The sequence below is a fragment of the Sphingobium sp. FW305-3-2-15-F-TSA7 genome (assembly GCF_058787155.1).
Genome location: NZ_JBYSZM010000026.1, coordinates 1 through 19,957, shown reverse-complemented (window position 1 = coordinate 19,957; position 19,957 = coordinate 1). Strand labels below are relative to the sequence as shown.

The following is a 19,957-nucleotide window of genomic DNA, read 5'->3' as shown; positions in this document are numbered from 1 at the left end:
GCTGGCAGGTCAGTTGACAGGTCAGTTGAATTGCTGCGGCAGCCGGTCGTCGTCGATCGGATCCGAGAATTTGGTGACCTTGCTGTCGAACCGCATTCGGACCGTGCCGGTCGCGCCGTGACGTTGCTTGGCGATGATGAGCTGCGCCATACCGCTGATTCTGAAATCCTCCTGCAGCCATGTATTCCAGGCATCATGCTGATCTGCGGTTGAATTCGCGTCGGGTTCGGCCGGCTTCTTGAACGAGTGATAATAATCCTCGCGATAGACGAACCAGACCATATCGGCGTCCTGCTCGATCGATCCCGATTCTCGAAGATCCGAAAGCTGCGGCCGCTTGTCTTCCCGCTGCTCGACCGCACGGCTGAGCTGGGACAATGCGATCACGGGCACGTTCATTTCCTTGGCGAGCGTCTTGAGACCCCGGCTGATCTCCGAAATTTCCTGAACGCGATTGCCGTCGCTGCTCTTGCCCGAGCCCTGCAGCAGTTGAAGATAGTCGATGACGATCAGTCCGATATCATGCCGCCTCTTGAGCCGGCGCGCACGCGTGCGCAGCGCGGCGATGCTCAGGCCCGGCGTATCGTCGATGAACAAGGGCAGTTCCTCGAGCTCCCCGGAGGCGCGCGCGAGATTCCGGAAATCCTGCTGGCTGATCTTGCCCATGCGGAGGCTTTCCGACGAAATGCCCGACTGCTCCGAAAGCACGCGCGTGGCCAGCTGGTCGGCGGCCATTTCGAGACTGAAGAAAGCGGTCTTGGCGCCGACCGACTTTTTCGGCTCGATCCCGTCCGCCATGTCGCGCTGCCAGCGATTTGCAGCGTTGAACGCGATATTGGTCGCAAGCGATGTCTTTCCCATGCCGGGACGACCGGCCAGGATGATGAGATCCGAGTGATGCAGGCCGCCGATCCGCTCGTTGATGCAGTTCAGCCCGGTGGTGACGCCGGACAGGCCGCCGCCCGAATTCAGCGCCTTTTCCGCCATCTCGACCGCGGTGCGGCTGGCCTGGAGGAAGCTCTTGACCGAGCCGCCCTCGCCGCCCTCTTCCGCGACCGCATAGAGCGCGACTTCGGCTTCCTCGATCTGTCGCTTCGGATTGATCTCGTCGGCGGTATCCATCGCCTTGGTCACCAGCTCGCGGCCGACCTGGATCAGCGCGCGGAGCTGCGCCAGTTCGTAGATCTGCTCTGCGAAATCGCGCGCGCCGATGAGCGCGGCACCGCTGCCGGTCAGCCGCGCAAGATAGGCCGGGCCGCCCAGTTCGCGCATCGCCTCGTCGCTTTCGAACATCGGCTTCAGCGTCACCGGATTGGCGACCATGCTGCGCCCGACCAGCTTGAGCACGCCATCATAGATGCGGCCGTGCAGCGGCTCGAAGAAATGGTCGCCGCGCAATTTCTGCATCACGTCTTCGGCGACGCGGTTGTCGATCATCATCGCGCCGAGAAGCGCCGCCTCCGCCTCGATATTGTGCGGCAGCTCGACGGGTTCGCCCTCAGGGGCGGTGATGATTCGAAACGGTTCGGCCATAACTGCTTCTCGCCCACCCGGCGTCCCGGCTCAACCCACAGCAAGGCTGTGGAAAACTTTGTGGATGAATCATACCATCCTTCATCATCGCCGCCAAAGTTGGAATCACGGGGTGTTGAGGCCGCTGCCCATCCCCGATAAAGGCCACCAATGGCGGATCCACGCATCATCGACGTCGAACTGGACCAGGCGACCATCGTCTGGCGCTCGGCCGACGTCGAACAGGAGCGGCGCATCGCCATTTTCGACCTGCTCGAAGGCAATCATTTCGCGCCGCAGCGCGAACATGACGACGGCTATAAGGGCCCATATGTCGTCCGGCTGCGCGTCGAGGAAGGCCGGCTGGCGATCGATATCGGCCGCGAGGATCGCACCCCGCTCGAATCCGTGATCCTCGGGCTCGGGCGGTTCCGTCGTCCGATCAAGGATTATTTCGCGATCTGCGACAGCTATTTCCAGGCGATCCGCAACGCCACGCCACAGCAGATCGAGACGGTGGACATGGCCCGCCGCGCCATCCACAATGAAGCGGCGGAACTGTTGATCGAACGGATGGCCGGCAAGATCGACGTGGATTTCGATACGGCGCGGCGCCTGTTCACGCTGATCTGCGTGCTGCACATCAAGGGGTAGAAGACGGGGCATGGCGGCACGTACGTGGAAGCGGAGGCTGGGCTTCGCCGCCCTGGGCCTCGCGGCGCTCGCCGCGCTGGCGGGCGCGCTTTACGCCTATGCGCTCCAATGGCGTCCTTCGATCAAGGACTACCCGCTACAGGGCATCGACGTCTCGCATCACCAGGGCGAGATCCACTGGCCGAGCGTTCGCGCGGAAGGCGCCGAATTCGCCTATATCAAGGCGACCGAGGGCGGCGACCATCGCGATGCGCGCTTTGCCGAGAATTGGCGGCAATCGCGCGAAGCCGGCGTGAAGCACGGCGCCTATCATTTCTACACATTGTGCCGGCCGGCGGCCGACCAGGCGACCAACTTCATCGCCACCGTCCCGCGTGAGGCCGACGCCCTGCCGCCCGCGGTCGATCTGGAATTCGGCGGCAATTGCGCCGCGCGTCCGTCGCGCGAGACACTGATCGCCGATCTCACCAGTTTCCTGGCGATGATCGAAGCGCATGCCGGCAAGCCCGCCATCCTCTACGTCACCAGCGAATTCGACGACACCTATGCCGTCAGCCGGGGCATCCAGCGCACCTTGTGGCTGCGGCGACTGTTCCTGCCGCCCAATTATGGCGAGCGCCCCTGGGTGATGTGGCAGGCCTCGTCGATCCGGCGTATCGAGGGCATAGACGGTCGAGTGGACTGGAACGTGGTGCGCCCATGAGCGAAAATGCGGCACGATTGATCGAAGCGGCGCGGGCGGCAGCCGCCAATGCCCATGCCCCCTATTCGCATTTCGGCGTCGGTGCGGCGCTGCTGCTCGACGACGGCAGCGTGGTGACGGGCACCAATTTCGAAAATGCCAGCTACGGCCTGTCGCTGTGCGCCGAAACCGTCGCGCTGGCCAAGGCGAACAGCGACGGCAATTTGCGCCGGGTCGTCGAGATCGGCGTGATCGGCGGGATGCTGGGCAGCGACGGTGCGATCGCCGGCAGCGATCCGGTCCGGCCGTGCGGGCGCTGCCGGCAGATATTGAACGAAGCGGCGCAACTGGCGGGGCGCGACATCGCGATCCATTGCGCGTCGGCGGATGGCGCGAGCGTCGAGACGCATAAATTGTCCGACCTCCTGCCCCACGCCTTCGGCCCGGCGGATCTGGGGATCGGATGATTTCAGCCAACATCACGTCACCCCGGCCCTTCGGCAGGCTCAGGATAAACCCGCGCCTTCGGCGCGGGCCGGGGTCTCCATCAGAATAAGTCGCCTTTTCCGTTAAGAGATGCCAGCCTTCGCTGGCATGACGGTTTCAAGCACAACGAAGGAAAAAGATGTCCATCCTGTCCGACAAATGGATCCGCGAACAGGCGACCACCACCGGCATGATCGAGCCGTTCGTGGAATCGCAGCGGCGCGACGGCTGCATCAGCTACGGGCTGTCATCCTATGGCTATGACGCGCGCGTCGCCGACGATTTCAAGATCTTCACCAATGTCGACAGCGCGGTGGTCGATCCCAAGGATTTCGCGGCGAACAGCTTCGTCGACCGCAAGACCGATGTCTGCATCATCCCGCCCAACAGCTTCGCGCTGGCCCGCACCGTCGAATATTTCCGTGTGCCGCGCGACGTGCTGGTGATCTGCCTGGGCAAATCGACCTATGCCCGGTGCGGCATCATCGTCAATGTGACGCCGCTCGAGCCCGGCTGGGAAGGCCATGTCACGCTGGAATTCTCCAACACGACGCCGCTGCCCGCGAAGATCTACGCGAACGAAGGCGCCTGCCAGTTCCTGTTCCTCAAGGGGAACGAGCCCTGCGAGACCAGCTATGCCGACCGCGCCGGCAAATATATGGGCCAGCTCGGCGTGACGCTGCCCAGGCTCTGAGGCGCAGGCACGCTTAGTTTGTCATTGCGAGGAGCGAAGCGACGAAGCAATCCATCGGTTGACGTATCCCTGGATTGCTTCGCTGCGCTCGCAATGACCGGATAGGATTTACCGCCCCGCCAAATCCGTCGAACGGCCGAGGCCCTTCATCGCCAGCGCGTGGCTCCAGGCCGGCTTGCCGCTGCCGAGCGCCATCAGCACGTCGGGCTGCGCCAGCACGTCGTTGTAAAGCGCCCGCGCTTCGGCAGTGCGGTTGGTCTTCTTGTAGACAAAGGCCAGGTTGAGCAGCACCGACGGCTCGTTGGGCTCCGCCGCGCGCTGCGCGACCAGCCGCTTTTCCGCCGCCTGCAGATTCTTCGCCGCGATCTGGTCATAGCCATAGGGATTGGCGTCCTGCGCATAGGCCGCGCCGCCGATCGTCATCGCCGAAGCCGCAATCAATGCGCTCGCGATCCGCTTGTTCATCGTCCAGCTCCTTTTCATGACGTCCTGATGACGTCTCTGTTTCAGATTTATGACACTTCAATGTCATATTCGTGAAATAGCGGCCAATGAATTTTCTCCATCAATTGAAGGAAATCCGCGGGTTTCCATGCGTTGAACTCACAGCTTGGCGCGCAAGCCTTTGCGAGCTAGCCTGATCTTGCAGGAAACAGGGAGGACGTCATGGTCGTCATCAACGGTTTCGTCGCGCTGATCGGCCGCATATTGCTGTCGGCGCTATTCATCCTCGCGGGCTTTGGGAAAGTCGGGGATATCACCAGCTTCGCGGGCTATATGACCTCGCTGGGGCTACCGGCGAGCCTCGCCTGGCCCGCCGCGATCTTCGAGATCGTCGCCGGTTTCGCGATATTGTTCGGTATCTTCACGCGGCTGTTCGCGCTGCTGCTCGCGGGCTTCTGCATCGTGACCGCGGTAACCGCGCACAATAATTTCGCCGATCCAATGCAACAGGCGAATTTCCTCAAGAATATCGCGCTCGCCGGCGGCTTCCTGGTCCTCTTTGCCTATAACGGTGTATCGCACAGCCTGGACAGCCTGCGCGCGCGCCGGCGCGAAGTGGTGGTCGAGCGCGAACCGGTGGTGGTGCGGGAAACGCCGAAGGCCTGATGCAGTCGGGGGTTGAACGCGCCCGGCCTGCCATGCACTCTCCCGCAAAAGGGAGAGCATGATGGCCAGCATCGGGCGTGACTTCGACATCGTCATCTATGGGGCGACGGGCTTCACCGGACGGCTCGTCGCCGAATATCTGAGCGCCAATTACAAGGCGCCGGACGCGCCGCGCTGGGCCATGGCCGGGCGATCGCTCGACAAGCTCGCCCAGGTCCGCGACGCGATCGGCGCACCGGCCGACACACCGCTGATCACCGCAGACGCATCCGATCCCGCCAGCCTGGCCCGGATGGCGGCGCAGACGCGCATCGTGCTGACCACCGTCGGCCCCTATCAGCTTTACGGCAGCGATCTGGTCGCCGCATGCGCGCAAGCGGGCACCGATTATGTCGATCTGTGCGGCGAGCCCGCCTGGATGCGCTACATGATCGACGCGCACGAGACCGCCGCCAAGGCATCGGGCGCGCGGATCGTGTTCTCCTGCGGTTTCGACTCGATCCCCTTCGACATGGGCGTCCATCAGCTCCAGAAAGCGGTGATTGCGCGGCACGGCGAACCGGCGCCGCGGATCAAGGGGCGCGTCCGCAAGATGCGCGGCGGCGCTTCGGGCGGCACGGTCGCAAGCATGAAGGCGACGATGGCGGCCGCAACCAAGAGCCTCGACGTCGTTCGCCTGCTCAAGGATCCGTTCGCGCTCACCCCCGGCTTTTCAGGCCCGCACCAGCCGAGCGGCCTTGTTCCCGAATATGATCGCGCCGAAGGCGTCTGGGCGATCCCCTTCATCATGGCGCCGATCAACACCAAGAATGTCCATCGCTCGAACCAGTTGCTCGGTCATCTCTGGGGCGAGGAATTCGTCTATGACGAAATGATGCTGACCACATTGGGCGAAGCCGCCCATGCCGCGGTCGAGGCACTGACGAAGCTCAATCCCTTTGGCGACGGCAAATCGCTGGAGCCCGGCGATGGCCCGAGCAAGGAGGAGCGCGAGAACGGCCTGTACGAGATCGTCTTCATCGCCGAGGAATTGCCCGGCGGCGAGTCGATGAAGCTCGTCGTGACCGGCGATCGCGATCCCGGCTATGGCTCGACCAGCAAGATGATCGCCGAAAGCGCGCTCTGCCTGCTCCGCGACGTCAAGGGCGACGGCGGAATCTGGACGCCGGGCAGCATCATGGGGGACGCGCTGGTGGCACGGCTGGTGGCCAATGCCGGGCTGACCTTCGGACTGGAAGAATAGAAGGCCCGCCCCGCGGAAGCATGATGCGCTTCCGCGTCGGCGATCAGCCTCGGACCGCGGTCACCAGGGCCGCTGCGCCAGGAAGAGCGGTGAACGTTTCACCCGCCCGTCGATCAGCTTGGACTTCATCGTCTGCCGCAGCTTGTCGGCACCTTCGCGGGTCAGGCAGACGACGCGGGTTCCGCCCGATGTCAGCGGCTCGATCGCGCTGATGCCGATCTTCGCCGAGGTGCAGGCCGCGACCACCGCATCCTGGCTCGCGTCGAGATTCATCGCGCGGCTCATCGAGCGGTGCGCCGTATATCGGATGAGAAGAATTGTCGTTTCATGATGTTCACCTCGCCTGTGCCGGACCGTTCGCGGTCGCACTGCAATTCGCGAACAGCCGGCTCTGACCTGTCCGCACAGCGCTCCAAGCGAGGGCGCATTGGTCCCCCAGTCACGAGATGCTCGAAAAGACGCAGGTGATGCGCTGTCCTAGCACGTCGCGGCGTGCCGACCCCATCAATTCTCACCAAATCAGGGCCTGGCCCCTGGGTGTTCAGTTCCAGCTTTCCCGCGCCATCCAGCGCGCCAGCTTGCCGTCGAGGCTGCGCATCACCAGCCGGACGTGCATTGCCCAGATGAAAATGAAGCCGGCGATCCACAATAGCAAAGGCCCCTGAGGCACCGCAAAGAAATGCAGGCCCGCGATCAGCGCCGCCCAGAAGATCAGGATGACGCGGATGTCGAGCGTGAAGCGGATCGCTTTCCAGCCCGCCGGCAGCACGGCGATATTGGCACCGACATCGGGCAATTCGGTCTCGGCATTGCGCACGCGCGTCACGCTGCCGCGATCGACATAGCCGAACGCGTCCCAGCGCGGCAGCCGCGTGTAGCCCTCGCCCCGTGCGAAGCGGAACGCATCGGACGACAGACGATCGACCTGATAATGCGCGCCGAATCCGCGCTCGATCCGTTCGAACCGCTCACCATCCAATGCCGCGAAAGGCTGTTCATAGGCGACGATTCCCGTCACCAGAGCCTTCCAGTCGATTTCCTTGTCCCCGCGCATGGGGCACAGCTAGTGCTTCCCACCCCCTGGTTTCAAGGGAGGGGTCGCGTGCCATACTGAATGGCAGTATCCGAGTCGCTCGGCTGGAGACACAGGACGATGACCGCGCTCGACAGCTTCATCACCGGACTGCCCAAGGCGGAGCTGCATCTTCATATCGAAGGCAGTCTCGAGCCCGAGCAGATGTTCGCGTTCGCGCGCCGCAATCGGGTCGACATCCCCTTCGCCAGCGTCGAAGAGGTCCGTGCCGCCTACAGCTTCTCCAACCTCCAGGATTTTCTCGACATCTATTATCAGGGTGCCGACGTGCTGCGCACCGAGGAGGATTTCCGCGATCTCGCCATCGCCTATTTCGACCGCGCCGCCGCCGATGCCGTCCGCCACGCCGAGATCTTCTTCGATCCGCAAACCCATACCGATCGCGGGATTCCGTTCGGCGTCGCGGCCGAAGGATTATTGGCGGGCATGGCCGATGCACGGGACAGGCACGGCCTGACCTCGAAACTGATCCTCTGCTTCCTGCGCCATCTCGACGAGGAGGCCGCGTTCGAAACGCTGCGCCAGGCCGAGCCCTGGCTCGATCGCATCGTCGGCGTCGGCCTCGACAGTTCGGAGCTGAGCCATCCGCCCGAGAAATTCGCGCGCGTCTTCGCCCGTGCCGGCGAAATGGGGTTGAAGCGCGTCGCCCATGCCGGCGAGGAAGGCCCGCCCGACTATGTCGCCCAGGCGCTCGACCTGCTCGAAATCGACCGGCTGGATCACGGCAATCGTTCACTCGAAGACGTGGCGCTGACGCAGCGGCTCGCCGACAGCGGCATGACGCTGACGGTCTGCCCGCTTTCCAATCTCAAGCTCTGCGTGGTCGACGATCTTGCCGACCATCCCATTCCGCGGATGCTGGCGCTGGGCCTGGCCGCCACGATCAATTCCGACGACCCCGCCTATTTCGGCGGTTATGTGAACGACAATTACCGCGCCATCGCGGCGCAAGGCACGGTCTCGTCCGCCGATCTGGCGACGCTGGCGCGCAACAGCTTCACCGGATCGTTCCTCGACGAACAGACGATCGCCCGCCATGTCGCGGAGGTCGACGCCTTTGCGGCGGAGCATGGCTGATGCCGATATTCACGCCCATTCCCTATGAGGATTTCGTCGCCGATGTCCGCGCCATTGCCGCCGCGATGGCGGGCGACGACTGGCAACCCGATTTCCTGATCGGCATCGGGCGAGGCGGTCTGGTGCCGGGTGCCTATCTGAGCCACGCGACGGGCATCAACCTGTTGTCGGTCGACCATTCCGCCAAGGTCTATGGTTTCGGCGACCAGTTGCTCGCCCAGCTCGCTGCCAAATCGGGTCAGGGCAAGCGCCTGCTGGTGGTCGACGACATCAACGATTCGGGACGCACCATTTCCTATTTGCGCGATGCGATCGACTGTGCCGGCGGTGTGTCCGACAATGTCCGCTTCGCGGTGCTGCTCAACAATATCCGATCGGCGGCATGCGTGGATTACTGGTCGCGCACCATCGATCGCTCGGTGACGAAGGACTGGTTCATCTTCCCCTGGGAAGCGATGGCGCCGAACACGGCGCATATCGAGGACGCCGCCGAGATACCCGCGCGCATCGCCTGACGCCGCCGGGCGCGTTCATACGCGAAACAGCTCGGTCCGGTCGCGGATCAGATGCTCGCTCGACCGCAGCGCCAGGGCGTGCAGCGTGAATGTCGGATTCACCCCGCCTTCGGTCGGGAACAGGCCGGTGCCCGCGACATAGAGATTGGCCATGCCATGGACGCGGCCGAAGCTGTCGGTCACCGAATCGGCGGCGCTATGCCCCATGATCGTGCCGCCATGGAGATGGGCCGAGCCCATCGGCGTATGCCAGACCTCGGTTGCGCCACCGGCCTTGAAGATCGCCATGCCTTCGTCGCGCATCGCCGCCCAGAGCCGCTTCGCATCCTCGGAGAAGCGGTGAACGAGCCGGGCCGGCCTTGTACCCCAGGCGTTGGTGCCTTCGCCCAGTTCGACGCGATTGTCGGCGTGCGGCTCCGCCTCGCACATACCGATCATGTTCGCGCCATGGCGCACGGCGCGGCGCATGAAATCGTCGAGAGCCGCGCCGTTGAGATCCATCCGCGCCGCGGCGAGCCCCGCCAGGTCATTGGGCTTGATCGATGCCGCGATCAGCCATTGCCGGCTGCCGAACGCGCCGGGCGTCGCCATCTTGTCATAGGCATCGTGATTGATCAGATGCGCGCCGGTGACACCCCGATGGGGCTCGGTCTCTTCGGGAAACAGGCCGAGGATCTGGATCAGCCCATGCGTCATGACATGCCGCCCGACCAGGTCATTATCGTTGCCGATCCCCCTAGGATGCGCGGCACTCGCCGAATTGAGCAGCAATGCCGGATTACCGACCACCGAGCCTGCGAGGATCACCGCCCGCGCGGGCTGGATTGCGCGCCGACCGGTTGCATCGCGATATTCGACGGCGTCGACGGCGCCGGCGGTCGATGCGATCAGCCGGGTGACGGGATGCCGCGCCATGATCCGCGCCCCGGCCGCCTCGGCGCGCGGCAGATACAGCGCGAGCGGATTGGCCAATGCCATGATCGGGCAGCCGGCATCGCACCAGCCGTCATAGATACAGGCCGGACGATCGGCATATTCGACAGAATTGATCGCCATCGGCGCGGGCGCGGTCCGTTTGCCGGCGGCGGCGAAAGCGCGGGCGAGCAATTCCCCCTGTTTGAGCGGCTGGAGCGGCGGCATCGGATAAGGAGCGCCCGCCGGCCGCCAGATCTCCGCCTCGGCATCGCCGGAAATCCCGACTTCCTGCTGGATTCGATCATAATAGAGCTGCAGATCGGCATAGCCGATCGGCCAGTCCAGCCCGCGCTGATGATCGCTGCGCATCGTGAAATCGGCGGGTTTCAACCGCGGCCAGGTGCCGTAATGGTGCAGCGCCGCGCCACCGACGCCCCAGCCCGCATTGAAGCCGAAACCGATCGGATCGCCACCGCGCGTCGCGACCGGCGGTCCGCCCCAGCGCAACCGTCGGCTCCAGATCTGCGAACTGACCAGGTCCGATGCATCCCAGCGCGGTCCGGCCTCGAAAACCACGACCGAGCGCCCGGCTTCGGCGAGCCTGGCGGCGAGCAGCGCGCCCGCCGCCCCCGCGCCGACAATGGCGATGTCGACGATCGGGGTCACGCTCACCAGTCGCGCTCCGGCTCGACATGGGCGAGATACTCGACCCCCAGCCGTTCGAATCCGGCGCGCGTGCCATAAGCGATATCGATCGCATCGAGCCGGACCGCGAACAGGAACAATGGTGCGGGCGGCCCCGCCCAGCCGGACGGCGCGGGTTTGGCAAGGTCGGCGAGCAGCACGGTCCAGCGCGGATCGCCGGCAACGGGCGGCGCCCCACCCCCGCCCATGCGCGCCAGCGACGCAAGCGCCGGCCGGTAGAAATCGAGATAGGGTGGCGCCACGTCGAGATAACGCAGCCCAAGCAGGCAATCCGCGACGGCAAGCCCCAGATGATGATCGACATAATGGGCCAGGCCGCCGGCGCGCGACGGCGGCGCGATCGCCTCCCCCAGACCACCGAGCCAGGCCGCCTCGAGCGTGGTCAGCGTCTGGAAGCGCCCTTGCCGCGCCGCGGCCTCGGCCGGCGTCGTCCAGACGAGGTCGCCGCCAATGCCGGTCAGCACGAGGCCGGCGGCTCCCGTTCCCAAAATGCGACGCCGCGTATAGCCCAATGACGCCTCCCTCGACCAGCCAGCCTAACCCGTCATCTCTGTGGTTACGACAGCGAATACCGGCCCGCTCAGAATTTCACCGACGCCTCGACTCCGATCTGCCGGCGGCTGCCCGGCGAGACGAACGAGCCGCCCAGTTCCGGGGCCGGCACCACTTCGTTCAGCCAATGCTTGTCGGTCAGATTGTTCACGAACGCCGTGATCGTCCAGTGATCGCTCGACAAGCCGGCACGCAGGTTGAGGATGCCGAAAGCATCGCGCCGGCTCTTCGAGAAATCCGCCTGGCCGTTGAGCGACGGGCGCGTCTGATCCTGGACGGCATGGAACCAGGTCGGGCCGGTCAGCCGATAATCGGCGCGCCCGACGATGTTGAGCCCGGCGGCGAGCGGCATGACGAGCTGCGTGCCGAAATTCAGCGTATAGTCCGATGCATAGGGGATCTTGTTGCCGACCGTATCTGGCCGCGAACCGTTCCTGCGGATCCGGCTGTCGGTGACGTTGCCCGATCCGAAGATCGTCCAGCCCGGCATGATCCGGAAGGTCGCCGATGCCTCGCCGCCATAGAGCCGCGCCTTGTCGATGTTCGAGACCACGCGCAGCAGGCCGAACGAGCCGACGAAGAATTCGAAGAACTGCAGATCCCTGATGCTGGTATAATAGGCAGCGCCCTCCAGATTCAGCAGCCCGTCGAATAAAGCCGCCTTGAAACCGGCTTCGAACGCGCTCGACACTTCCTTGTCGTAATCGTCGCGGATCGTGACATTGGCGCTGAGCGGCGGTGCGTTGAACGTGTTGACGATCGCCGCACTGCCGCCGCTGTTGAAGCCGCCCGATTTGAATCCGATGCCCCAATTGGCGAACAAAGTGAGGTCTGTGCTGGCTTCGTAGGACAGGCTGAGCTTGGGCTCGACCTGTTGATAGGCCCTGGATCGCGGCGGCAGCACGCCGCTGGGATTATAGACCGGGTCCAGCCCGGGGTTGAGATAATAGCCCCCCGTCCCGTCGCGCTGCGGATTGACGTAGAGCGTGCGCACATCGGTCGGAATCTGGTTGCGGACCTGGCGCTCCTCGCGGTCGTAGCGCAGCGCGAGCGACGCGGTGAAGCGATCCGAGAATTTGTTCTGCACCGACCCGAAGACCGCGAAGACATTGGTCTTGAACGTGTCGTCGCTCAGCGCCTCGGTGCGGCTCCTGGGATCGAGCGTGAAGCACTGGCGGATCGCCCCCTGCCCGGTATCGGTGGCGAGATTGACGCAGATCCGGCGATCGATGTGGAGGAAATAGGCGCCCGCCAGCCAGGAAAAATCCTGCCCCGCCGGAGAGGACAGGCGGATCTCGGCACTGAAGTCGCGCTGGTCGCGCTTGTTATACTGGTATCCGTCGCACGTCGTCGGCGAATAGGGCCCGAAAAATGAGGTTTCCGGGGTGCCGCCGATAAAGGTCGGCGCGGGCGTCGGATAGCCGGCGAGCGCCGCCGTGGTCGCACGGCATTGAGGCTGGGTGAAGAAATAGCCGTTGGAGCCGCTGGTCCCCTCCCCCGTATAGGAATTGCCGATATCGCTATAGGCGGCCCAGGCCTGGAGGCTGGCCCAGGCCATATCGTGGGTCAGCTTGATCGACGCTTCCCTGGTGGTCTGGATCTGCCGCGCCTGAAGGTTCGCCTGAAAGGCATTGGTGAAGTCGTAACGGTTGACGTCCTGATAGACCGACGGGCCCAGGAACGGCACCAGCCCGGGGATCGCGAACGCCGCGCCGAACACGACGGTGCCGCCTTCGATACGGCCATATTTGCCCTTGATGTCGATTTCGGTGTTGTCGCCGATCTCCGCGACGAAGCGACCATTGACGTTCCAGCGCAGGAAATTGTCGACGCTGTTGCGCCCGAAACCCGGCACCGTGGCGCCGGGCGTGACCGACAGGATCGCAGCCTTATAGGCATCGTAACGCGCGGTGCGCTGGAAGACATTATTGTAGAAGCCGTCACCCTTTTCATAATCGCCCGAGACGAGCAGGCCGACACCGTCACCCAGCGGCCCGGACAGATAGCCAGCGGCACGTTTATGGCCATATTCGGCGTAACCGATCGTAGCCTCGCCCGCCAGCACGTCGCCGGGTTTCCGCGTGGTCAGGATGACCGCGCCCGAGGCCGCGTTGCGGCCGTAGATCGCGCCCTGCGGCCCCTTGAGTATTTCGATCTGGCTCAGCGTGCCCGCATTCTGGTTGAGCGCGGCGGTGTTGGTCTTGAGGATACCGTCGACGACCAGCGCGACATTGCTTTCCGCGTCGCGCGTGCCGTTGAGGCCGCGGATGCTGATCTGCACGTCGCCAGCCTCGACATTGCCGGTGACGATGGTGACGCCCGGAGTCAACTGGACGAAATCGGTGGCGACGCGCACGCCCGAGGCGCGGATCGCGCTGTCGGTCAGCACGCTGACTATGGCGGGAACGTCGCGCACCGTCTCCGAGACGCGGCGCGCGGTGACGAGGATCTCGCCATCATCGGCCTGCGGCGTATCGGCCGGTGAATCGGGTGCCGCCCGAGCGGCGCTTCCTGCCGACAGCGCCACCGCGCAGACGGAAACCAGCAATGTCCTGGATATGATCATGTCGCCCCCCCATTTTCGTTATGATTGCTCCCGCGCCTGAAGCGCGCGCGCTTCGGCGCGCTGGAAGCTTTCGATCATCCGATCGATATCGGTCACTTCACGCAGTTCGGAGACGAGGATCATCGGCGGGCCGGGCGTATAGTTCGGAAAATCCTCCGACAGCCGGCGCGCCGCTTCCTCATAGTCGAACAGGGTCGAGAAGCGCTCGACCGCATCCTTGTCGTCGAAGATCACTGCCGCGATCGCGCTGAACGGCGCGCTGTCGTGAGACAGGTCTCCGCCGCGCCCCGGCGCGAACAACAGGATCTTTTCCGGACGAATGCCGAGATGCTTGTCGGTCAGGCCGAGACCCAGCGGCAAATGCACGTCTTTCCAATGCGTTTCGTCGAAATGCTCACCTGGTGCGGCAGGATAGAGGAAGGCCAGCATGTGCATGATCAAACGTCTCCGCGTTCGGCCGCGAGCAGCCGGTTCAGGATGCGGCGCCCGTCGAGCTGCAGCCGGTCTCCCGAAAAGGAGATCGGGTCGGCGTCGAGCAGGTCGCGATCGCCGAGCACGGCCTGCTGCCCCTCCAGGATCGGCTTGTCCTGGTTGAAGACGAAATTGGCGGCGTCGATGAACATCGCGTCCATCGAGCGATCGCCGTAATTGCGGACCGACCGATAGAAATAATGCGAGCTCGTCGCCGTTTCCGGGACCGCCGCATGCAGATTATAGATCTCGATCGGCCGCGCATCCGGCTCGTCGCAGGGCCGGATCGAGATATGGAAGCTGGTATAGGCCGGCGCCCACCAGCTGACCTCCATGCGGAAATCGATAGGATCGTCCCAGCTTTCGAGCCCGCGGCTCTGCGCGAGCATCGAGCGCCAGAGCGGCCCGCCCTCCAGCCCCAGCCGGGCGGCATGGGTCCGGAAATGAATGGCATTGTCGCCGACCTCGAACGTCATGCCGCGATCGACGAAATCGGTGCCGCGCCGTGCGTTGCGATAGAATTGCACCTCGACCCCGCCAAAGGATTCCGGGTGCACGAATTCGGCATGGGTGATGTCGAACAGATTGTCGTTGATCAGCCGATAATCGGCCTGGATCGACTCAATATGGCCATAGCCGCCGATCCAGGCCGGATCGCCGCTGACCCGGAAACCGTCGGGGATGCCGCTCTCGTCGACGGCGCCCGCCGGATCGCCGAGCCACACCCAGACATAGCCATGCCGTTCGACGACCGGATAGGTCCGGACGGTCGCGCGTGGCGGCGCGGCCTTTTGCCCGGGGACTTTGACGCATTTGCCGTCGGCGTCGAATTCGGCGCCATGATAGGCGCAACGCAGACCGTCACCGATCACCGTCCCCAGCGAAAGCGGGGCCAGGCGATGCGGACAGAAATCGTCCAGTGCGACGATCCGGCCGGATGCGCCGCGATAGACCGCGATCCTCTTGCCGAGCAGCGTGCGGGCGACGATCGCGCCGCTGGCGAGCTCGTCGGGTTCTGCTGTGATGTACCAGGCATTGTAGAGGAACATCGGCGCCTTCCGCTGCTGCAGGAGGCCCTGACGATCCGCGCCGGCACCTGCTTCATGCCCCGGATGGTATTTGTTGCACGACCAAAGCTATAGTGGGGCAAATTACAAAACACTGTTGCGAGGGGACAACAATGCGACGCTGGGATTCCTATGAGGCCTTTGTCGCCGTGGTCGACAATGGCAGCTTCACCGCGGCCGCGGACAAGCTCAGAATATCCAAGTCCGCGGTCAGCCGGATGGTCAGCGGCCTGGAGGACCGGCTGGGAAGCCAGCTATTGTTCCGCACGACACGCCGGCTGGCGCCGACCGACCTCGGCCGATCGGTCTATCGCCGCTGCGTCGAGGCGTTCGACGACCTCCAGGCCATCGACCAGCAGGCGATGGAGCATGACGCGCTGCCGCGCGGCCGATTGCGCGTGGTCGCGTCGGACACGTTCGGCGAATCCTGCGTCGCGCCGCTCGCGGCCGAGATGATGACGCTGCACGCGCAGCTCGAGATCGAATTGCTGATCACCGACCGCACCGTCGATATCGTCGCCGAGGGCTTCGACCTCGCCATCCGCTACAGCGCCCTGGTCGATTCAAGCCTGCGCGTACAGAAGCTGTTCGAGCTTCCGCATATCTGCGCCGCATCGCCCGATTATCTGGCGCGCGCCGGCACACCGACGACGCCCAGCACCTGATGCAGCATAATTGCCTGGTCTCGACATTCGAAGCCTGCAGCCCGTGGCGCTTCGGCACCGGGCGCGGCGAAAAGGCGCTCGCACTCACCGGCAATTGGTGCAGCAACAACGGGCCCTCGCTGGTGACGGCGGCGCTGCACGGGATCGGCATCGTCTGGCTGCCCGAACTGTATCTGCGCCGCCATATCCGCTCGGGCGCGCTCGTCGAGCTGCTGGCCGATCGGCGCTGCGATCCCATGCCGGTCTGGAGCGTCTACCCCGCCAGACGACACACGACCGCGAAGGTGCGCGTGTTCATCGATTATCTGAAAGCACGCCTGCCGAGCATCGACGGCGTCTAGTAAAATATATGCAATAACAAATGATTGCACCAAGATACTTGACTATTCTGTTAAACATTCTGTCAGAGGATGGTCAGAGTTCCCGCATCTTCCGGGCGGTTTCCGCCTCGCGAACCAGCCGCTCGGCATCGACGCGAGCGGCGCGATCGGCAAGGCTCTGCCAGACGTCGGCGGACCGAAGGCGGCTTTCGCGGACATTGTCGAGCGTCGCGGCGTCGGCATCGCGGCGCGCCTCGTCCGCGCGTTCGGCATAAAATTGCGCCGTGGTCATATCGAGCGGCCCCCTTCGCAGATCAGCCTCCATCCGATGCGGACGCGCGGGGCCGGCCCTGCGCGTCCGGAAATCGAGCAATCAGGCGAGCTGGAGATTGACCGCGGAAACCTTGCCGCGCTGCCCCTCCTGAAGCTCGTAAGTCACGCGCTGTTCCTTATCGAGCGTGCGCAGGCCGGCGGCCTCGACGGCGGAGATATGGACAAAGGCGTCATTGCCGCCATCCTCCGGCGCAATGAAGCCATAGCCCTTTTCGCTGTTGAAGAATTTCACGGTTCCGGTGGGCATCGTCGTTTCCTCGCAAATGGCGTACCGCACGGCGGACGCGGAGATTAGGAGCCGAATTTCGATATCGCCCTGGCGCCGTCAGCTCCGGAACGGCGCAGACGGGCAGATCAGAATCCCGGTATCGCGGCGGCTGCGCATGGCGACTGAGGGAGGGTGTCGAAATCTTCCATCGGACGCGCGCCTTGCTGGCAAGCGGGAGCGCGGATGGTCTCTCGGCCGCGCGAATGCTTGCAGGCGATCTTCGCGCGATATCCAAAGGCTAACACGCACCCCGTGCGCTGTCGCGCTTATTCGATGCCCGAATCATGGCCCGGGCGCCGTAATTTGCGAACCCCGCCATTGAGCGGCGCACGGTTCCGGCCTAGTTAGTTCGGACCGCGCAGGCCGCAGGAACGAGGATGACCGAGCGTGATCGATAGTCTCGTCGCCGCCATCGCCCAACGCCGGGCCATATTGTTCGTCGGATCGGGCGTATCGGTGGGCCTCGGCCTGCCATCGTGGAAAAGCCTGATCAAGCATATGATCGAGGAGACCGGCCTCGACGCCGAGAAGCTGGTCGGCAACGACGCCAATTACCTGACGCTCGCCGAATATTACCGGCTCCAGCATGGCAGCATCGGGCCGCTGAGGAGCTGGATGGACCGCAAGTTCAGCGCCACCGAGGCGAGCATCCGCGCGTCCGAAGTGCTCGAACGTATCGTCGGTCTCGATTTCCCGATCATCTACACCACCAATTACGACCGCAATCTCGAGGACGCCTATCGGCTCCACGAAAAACCCTATGCCAAGATCGCCAATGCCAAGGATCTGGCGCGGATGCCCGACAGCCATACCCAGATCGTCAAATTCCACGGCGATTTCGATGACGACCAATCGCTGGTGGTGACCGAAACCGCTTATTTCGATCGGCTCGCCTTCGAATCCCCGCTCGACATCAAGCTGCGCGCCGACGCGCTCGGCAAGACCATGCTCTTCATCGGCTACAGCCTGTCGGACGTGAACATCCGGCTGCTGCTGCACAAGATGTGGCGGACCTGGCGCGTGTCCGGATATGAAAAGGAACGGCCCAAATCCTATGTGTTCATGATCCGCTCCGATCCGGTGCAGGAAGCGGTGCTTGCCCAATGGGGCGTGGTCAGCCTGACCGAACCCGACGCCGCGCCCGAGGAAGCGCTCGCCATGTTCCTGCGCAAGCTGCAGGAGCGTGTGGACGTCTGATGCCGATGCTCCGGGTGGCATCGCGAACCGCGGGCATCCTGCGATTCCAACCAGGATATGACGTGTCGCCGATGCACTGGGGATGAGAATGGTCGCCGGATTTTCATGTGATCGACTGGGCATGGTCGGCACGGGTCGCGTCGCCCGTGCGATGCTGCTCGCGCTGGCGCCGGCTTCGCGATCCGAACCGCTCCTGTACGGCCGAAATGTCGGCAAGGCGCGTGAGGCCGTGTCGCATGTTTCACCCGCCCGCATGGTTCCGGATGCCGGCGATCTCGCCCGGCAGTGCGATCTGATCGTCATTGCGGTTTCGGACGATGCCGTGGCGGATATGGCGCTGGACATAGCGGGCCATGGTCCGCTGAGCCATCGGCCGATGATCCTGCACGTCAGCGGACGGAGCGGTGCCGCGATACTCGAACCGCTGGAGCGGCGCGGCGCGCTGACCGCCGCCGTCCATCCGGCGATGACCTTTACCGGAGATACGACAACCGAAGTGGGGCGCATGAGGGGCGCGCCATTCGCGGTCACGGGTTCCAGCGCGGAAGCGTCGGCCCGCGCCTTCGCCATCGTCAAACATCTGGGCGGCGTGCCGTTCGCGATCGAGGAACGGATGCGTCCGCTCTATCATGGCGCGCTCGCCCATGCCGCGAGCCATCTCGTCACGCTGCTTGCGGGCGCCGCCGGCGCCCTGGAAGCGGCGGGCGTGAACGCGCCCTATGCCGTGCTCGCCCCGCTTGTGCGCGCCGCGCTCGAGAACAGTCTGGAACGGGGTTTCGACGCGCTGTCGGGGCCGTTGCTGCGCGGCGACGCAGCCACGATCCACAACCACCTCACCGCATTCGAGCAGCACCATCCCGCCATCCTGCCGCCCTATCGCGCAATGGGGCTGGCGACGCTCGACCTGCTCGAACGAGAGGGCGCGAACGCCTCCGCCGCGTGCAGGGACCTGCTCGACGGTCGTCCCGCATCGGCGGGCGATTGATCGGGCGCATTGCCCGATCCGCAACGGTCACGTCTCGCCTTCCATCGCCTTTTGCCATGACCAGACATGGCCCCATTCGCTGGGCATGGCATGGGCGGTCGGCACCCAGGTCGCCGGATCGATGACCAGCGGATCGCAGCCGATTTCCAGATCGAAGCCCGAGGGCGTCTGCATGTAGAATCCGAAGGTCCGGTCGTTCACATGTCGGCCGATCGACGCGCTTTCCGGGACCTTCGCCCGCCGCATCCGATCGTGGCAGCGACCGACGTCCGACTGGGTCTTCATCTCCAGCATCACATGGACGCAACCGGAGGGCGATCGGGGAATATCGCCCAGCGCGACCGAGTGATGTCGGCCATTATCGGCATGCATGAAGGTGAAGCCCATGCCGGGGTCGTCGGGATCTTCGCTGAATCGATAGCGCGCGACATCGGTGTCGCGGAACCCGATGCTTTCATAAAAGGCACGGGTCTCGTCGAAATTCGGTGCCGCGAATACGGCATGCCCCATGCCCATGTCGCCGGTGACGAAACCGCTGACCCCGGCGGGTGAGACGAAGGGGACATCGTCCCGCCGGTCGCCATGGAAAAACTCCAGCCCGTTGCCCGCTGGGTCGCTGGTCCGGAAAAAGGCCGCAACCCCGCGCGCCTGCGCCTCCTCTGCCGTGCCATCCTGAACCGGACGACCCGCCGCCGCAATCCTGACGCACAATGCCGCGAGTTCGGCCGCGTCGTCCACTTCATAGGCGGCGGACACCAGCCGGTCGGCGGTTCCGGCCGCGATCCAGAAGCGGAACGGCCGGTCGTCGATACGATAGAAGGCGACACCCTCCGGCGCCCCCTCCCCC

The 19,957-nt window shown here is 64.3% G+C and carries 22 protein-coding genes and 1 pseudogene; 11 read left to right on the top strand and 12 right to left on the bottom strand.

Going from position 1 to position 19,957, the window contains the following annotated elements; genetic code table 11:
* Positions 1-21: 21 nt before the first annotated feature.
* Complete coding sequence (locus AC3WN8_RS19750; RefSeq protein ID WP_492671188.1) at positions 22-1,533, bottom strand: replicative DNA helicase; 1,512 nt, start codon at positions 1,531-1,533, stop codon at positions 22-24.
* A 150-nt stretch (positions 1,534-1,683) separates the two neighbouring features.
* On the opposite strand from AC3WN8_RS19750, the gene AC3WN8_RS19745 reads away from it, so the two are divergent.
* The 4 genes from AC3WN8_RS19745 to dcd all read left to right on the top strand — a co-directional run bounded on the left by AC3WN8_RS19745 (position 1,684) and on the right by dcd (position 4,028).
* On the top strand, positions 1,684-2,166 hold the full coding sequence (locus AC3WN8_RS19745) for a UPF0262 family protein (RefSeq protein ID WP_492671187.1): 483 nt from the start codon (positions 1,684-1,686) through the stop codon (positions 2,164-2,166).
* A 10-nt stretch (positions 2,167-2,176) separates the two neighbouring features.
* On the top strand, positions 2,177-2,869 hold the full coding sequence (locus tag AC3WN8_RS19740) for a glycoside hydrolase family 25 protein (RefSeq protein WP_492671186.1): 693 nt from the start codon (positions 2,177-2,179) through the stop codon (positions 2,867-2,869).
* Positions 2,866-3,315 (top strand): cytidine deaminase, encoded by a 450-nt coding sequence (locus tag AC3WN8_RS19735; protein WP_492671185.1) that lies wholly within the window; start codon positions 2,866-2,868, stop codon positions 3,313-3,315. Before AC3WN8_RS19740 ends, AC3WN8_RS19735 begins: the two co-directional genes overlap by 4 nt.
* Positions 3,316-3,473: 158 nt before the next feature.
* On the top strand, positions 3,474-4,028 hold the full coding sequence (dcd, locus tag AC3WN8_RS19730; RefSeq protein WP_492671184.1) for a dCTP deaminase: 555 nt from the start codon (positions 3,474-3,476) through the stop codon (positions 4,026-4,028).
* Positions 4,029-4,136: 108 nt separating this feature from the next.
* On the opposite strand, the gene AC3WN8_RS19725 is transcribed toward dcd, so the two are convergent.
* Positions 4,137-4,493, bottom strand: a complete 357-nt coding sequence (locus tag AC3WN8_RS19725) for a tetratricopeptide repeat protein (protein WP_492671183.1) — start codon at positions 4,491-4,493, stop codon at positions 4,137-4,139.
* 201 nt (positions 4,494-4,694) lie between these two features.
* Here AC3WN8_RS19725 and AC3WN8_RS19720 point away from each other — a divergent pair, with 201 nt between their 5' ends.
* Positions 4,695-5,138 carry a DoxX family protein gene (locus AC3WN8_RS19720; RefSeq protein WP_492671182.1) on the top strand — a complete coding sequence of 148 codons (444 nt, stop codon included), beginning with the start codon at positions 4,695-4,697 and terminating at the stop codon, positions 5,136-5,138.
* A gap of 61 nt (positions 5,139-5,199) precedes the next feature.
* On the top strand, positions 5,200-6,381 hold the full coding sequence (locus AC3WN8_RS19715) for a saccharopine dehydrogenase family protein (RefSeq protein WP_492671181.1): 1,182 nt from the start codon (positions 5,200-5,202) through the stop codon (positions 6,379-6,381).
* Between the two features lie 60 nt (positions 6,382-6,441).
* On the opposite strand, the gene AC3WN8_RS19710 is transcribed toward AC3WN8_RS19715, so the two are convergent.
* A complete protein-coding gene (locus AC3WN8_RS19710; RefSeq protein ID WP_492671180.1) occupies positions 6,442-6,666 on the bottom strand; it encodes a hypothetical protein in 225 nt (74 codons plus the stop codon).
* Between the two features lie 256 nt (positions 6,667-6,922).
* Positions 6,923-7,435: a hypothetical protein gene (locus AC3WN8_RS19705; RefSeq protein WP_492671179.1), complete on the bottom strand. Its 513-nt coding sequence runs from the start codon at positions 7,433-7,435 to the stop codon at positions 6,923-6,925.
* A 99-nt stretch (positions 7,436-7,534) separates the two neighbouring features.
* Here AC3WN8_RS19705 and AC3WN8_RS19700 point away from each other — a divergent pair, with 99 nt between their 5' ends.
* Together AC3WN8_RS19700 and AC3WN8_RS19695 are read left to right on the top strand one after the other, a co-directional pair.
* Positions 7,535-8,551 (top strand): adenosine deaminase, encoded by a 1,017-nt coding sequence (locus AC3WN8_RS19700; RefSeq protein ID WP_492671178.1) that lies wholly within the window; start codon positions 7,535-7,537, stop codon positions 8,549-8,551.
* Positions 8,551-9,066 (top strand): phosphoribosyltransferase, encoded by a 516-nt coding sequence (locus AC3WN8_RS19695; RefSeq protein WP_492671177.1) that lies wholly within the window; start codon positions 8,551-8,553, stop codon positions 9,064-9,066. The genes AC3WN8_RS19700 and AC3WN8_RS19695 overlap by 1 nt, the downstream gene beginning before the upstream one ends.
* Before the next feature lie 15 nt (positions 9,067-9,081).
* Here AC3WN8_RS19695 and AC3WN8_RS19690 read toward each other — a convergent pair whose 3' ends face one another.
* The 5 genes from AC3WN8_RS19690 to AC3WN8_RS19670 form a co-directional block, all read right to left on the bottom strand.
* Positions 9,082-10,653: an FAD-dependent oxidoreductase gene (locus tag AC3WN8_RS19690; protein WP_492671176.1), complete on the bottom strand. Its 1,572-nt coding sequence runs from the start codon at positions 10,651-10,653 to the stop codon at positions 9,082-9,084.
* A complete protein-coding gene (locus AC3WN8_RS19685; protein ID WP_492671175.1) occupies positions 10,650-11,198 on the bottom strand; it encodes a hypothetical protein in 549 nt (182 codons plus the stop codon). Before AC3WN8_RS19685 ends, AC3WN8_RS19690 begins: the two co-directional genes overlap by 4 nt.
* 68 nt (positions 11,199-11,266) lie before the next feature.
* On the bottom strand, positions 11,267-13,804 hold the full coding sequence (locus tag AC3WN8_RS19680; RefSeq protein WP_492671174.1) for a TonB-dependent receptor: 2,538 nt from the start codon (positions 13,802-13,804) through the stop codon (positions 11,267-11,269).
* A gap of 18 nt (positions 13,805-13,822) precedes the next feature.
* Positions 13,823-14,239, bottom strand: a complete 417-nt coding sequence (locus AC3WN8_RS19675) for an EthD family reductase (protein ID WP_492671173.1) — start codon at positions 14,237-14,239, stop codon at positions 13,823-13,825.
* A gap of 2 nt (positions 14,240-14,241) precedes the next feature.
* Entirely contained in the window at positions 14,242-15,324 is a 1,083-nt protein-coding gene (locus AC3WN8_RS19670) for an aromatic ring-hydroxylating dioxygenase subunit alpha (RefSeq protein ID WP_492671172.1), read from the bottom strand.
* A 131-nt stretch (positions 15,325-15,455) separates the two neighbouring features.
* Between AC3WN8_RS19670 and AC3WN8_RS19665 the strand changes: the two are divergent.
* Positions 15,456-16,348: pseudogene (locus AC3WN8_RS19665) on the top strand (LysR family transcriptional regulator).
* A gap of 73 nt (positions 16,349-16,421) precedes the next feature.
* On the opposite strand, the gene AC3WN8_RS19660 reads toward AC3WN8_RS19665, so the two are convergent.
* Positions 16,422-16,619 carry a hypothetical protein gene (locus AC3WN8_RS19660; protein WP_492671171.1) on the bottom strand — a complete coding sequence of 66 codons (198 nt, stop codon included), beginning with the start codon at positions 16,617-16,619 and terminating at the stop codon, positions 16,422-16,424.
* 81 nt (positions 16,620-16,700) lie between these two features.
* Complete coding sequence (locus AC3WN8_RS19655; protein ID WP_492671170.1) at positions 16,701-16,907, bottom strand: cold-shock protein; 207 nt, start codon at positions 16,905-16,907, stop codon at positions 16,701-16,703.
* A 408-nt stretch (positions 16,908-17,315) separates the two neighbouring features.
* Between AC3WN8_RS19655 and AC3WN8_RS19650 the strand changes: the two genes are divergently transcribed.
* Together AC3WN8_RS19650 and AC3WN8_RS19645 are read left to right on the top strand one after the other, a co-directional pair.
* Positions 17,316-18,125 (top strand): SIR2 family protein, encoded by an 810-nt coding sequence (locus AC3WN8_RS19650; protein ID WP_492671169.1) that lies wholly within the window; start codon positions 17,316-17,318, stop codon positions 18,123-18,125.
* A gap of 88 nt (positions 18,126-18,213) precedes the next feature.
* On the top strand, positions 18,214-19,110 hold the full coding sequence (locus AC3WN8_RS19645) for a Rossmann-like and DUF2520 domain-containing protein (RefSeq protein ID WP_492671168.1): 897 nt from the start codon (positions 18,214-18,216) through the stop codon (positions 19,108-19,110).
* Between the two features lie 27 nt (positions 19,111-19,137).
* Here the strand turns inward: AC3WN8_RS19645 and AC3WN8_RS19640 are convergent.
* The coding region (locus tag AC3WN8_RS19640) for a VOC family protein (RefSeq protein ID WP_492671167.1) at positions 19,138-19,957 on the bottom strand (820 nt) is incomplete at its 5' end.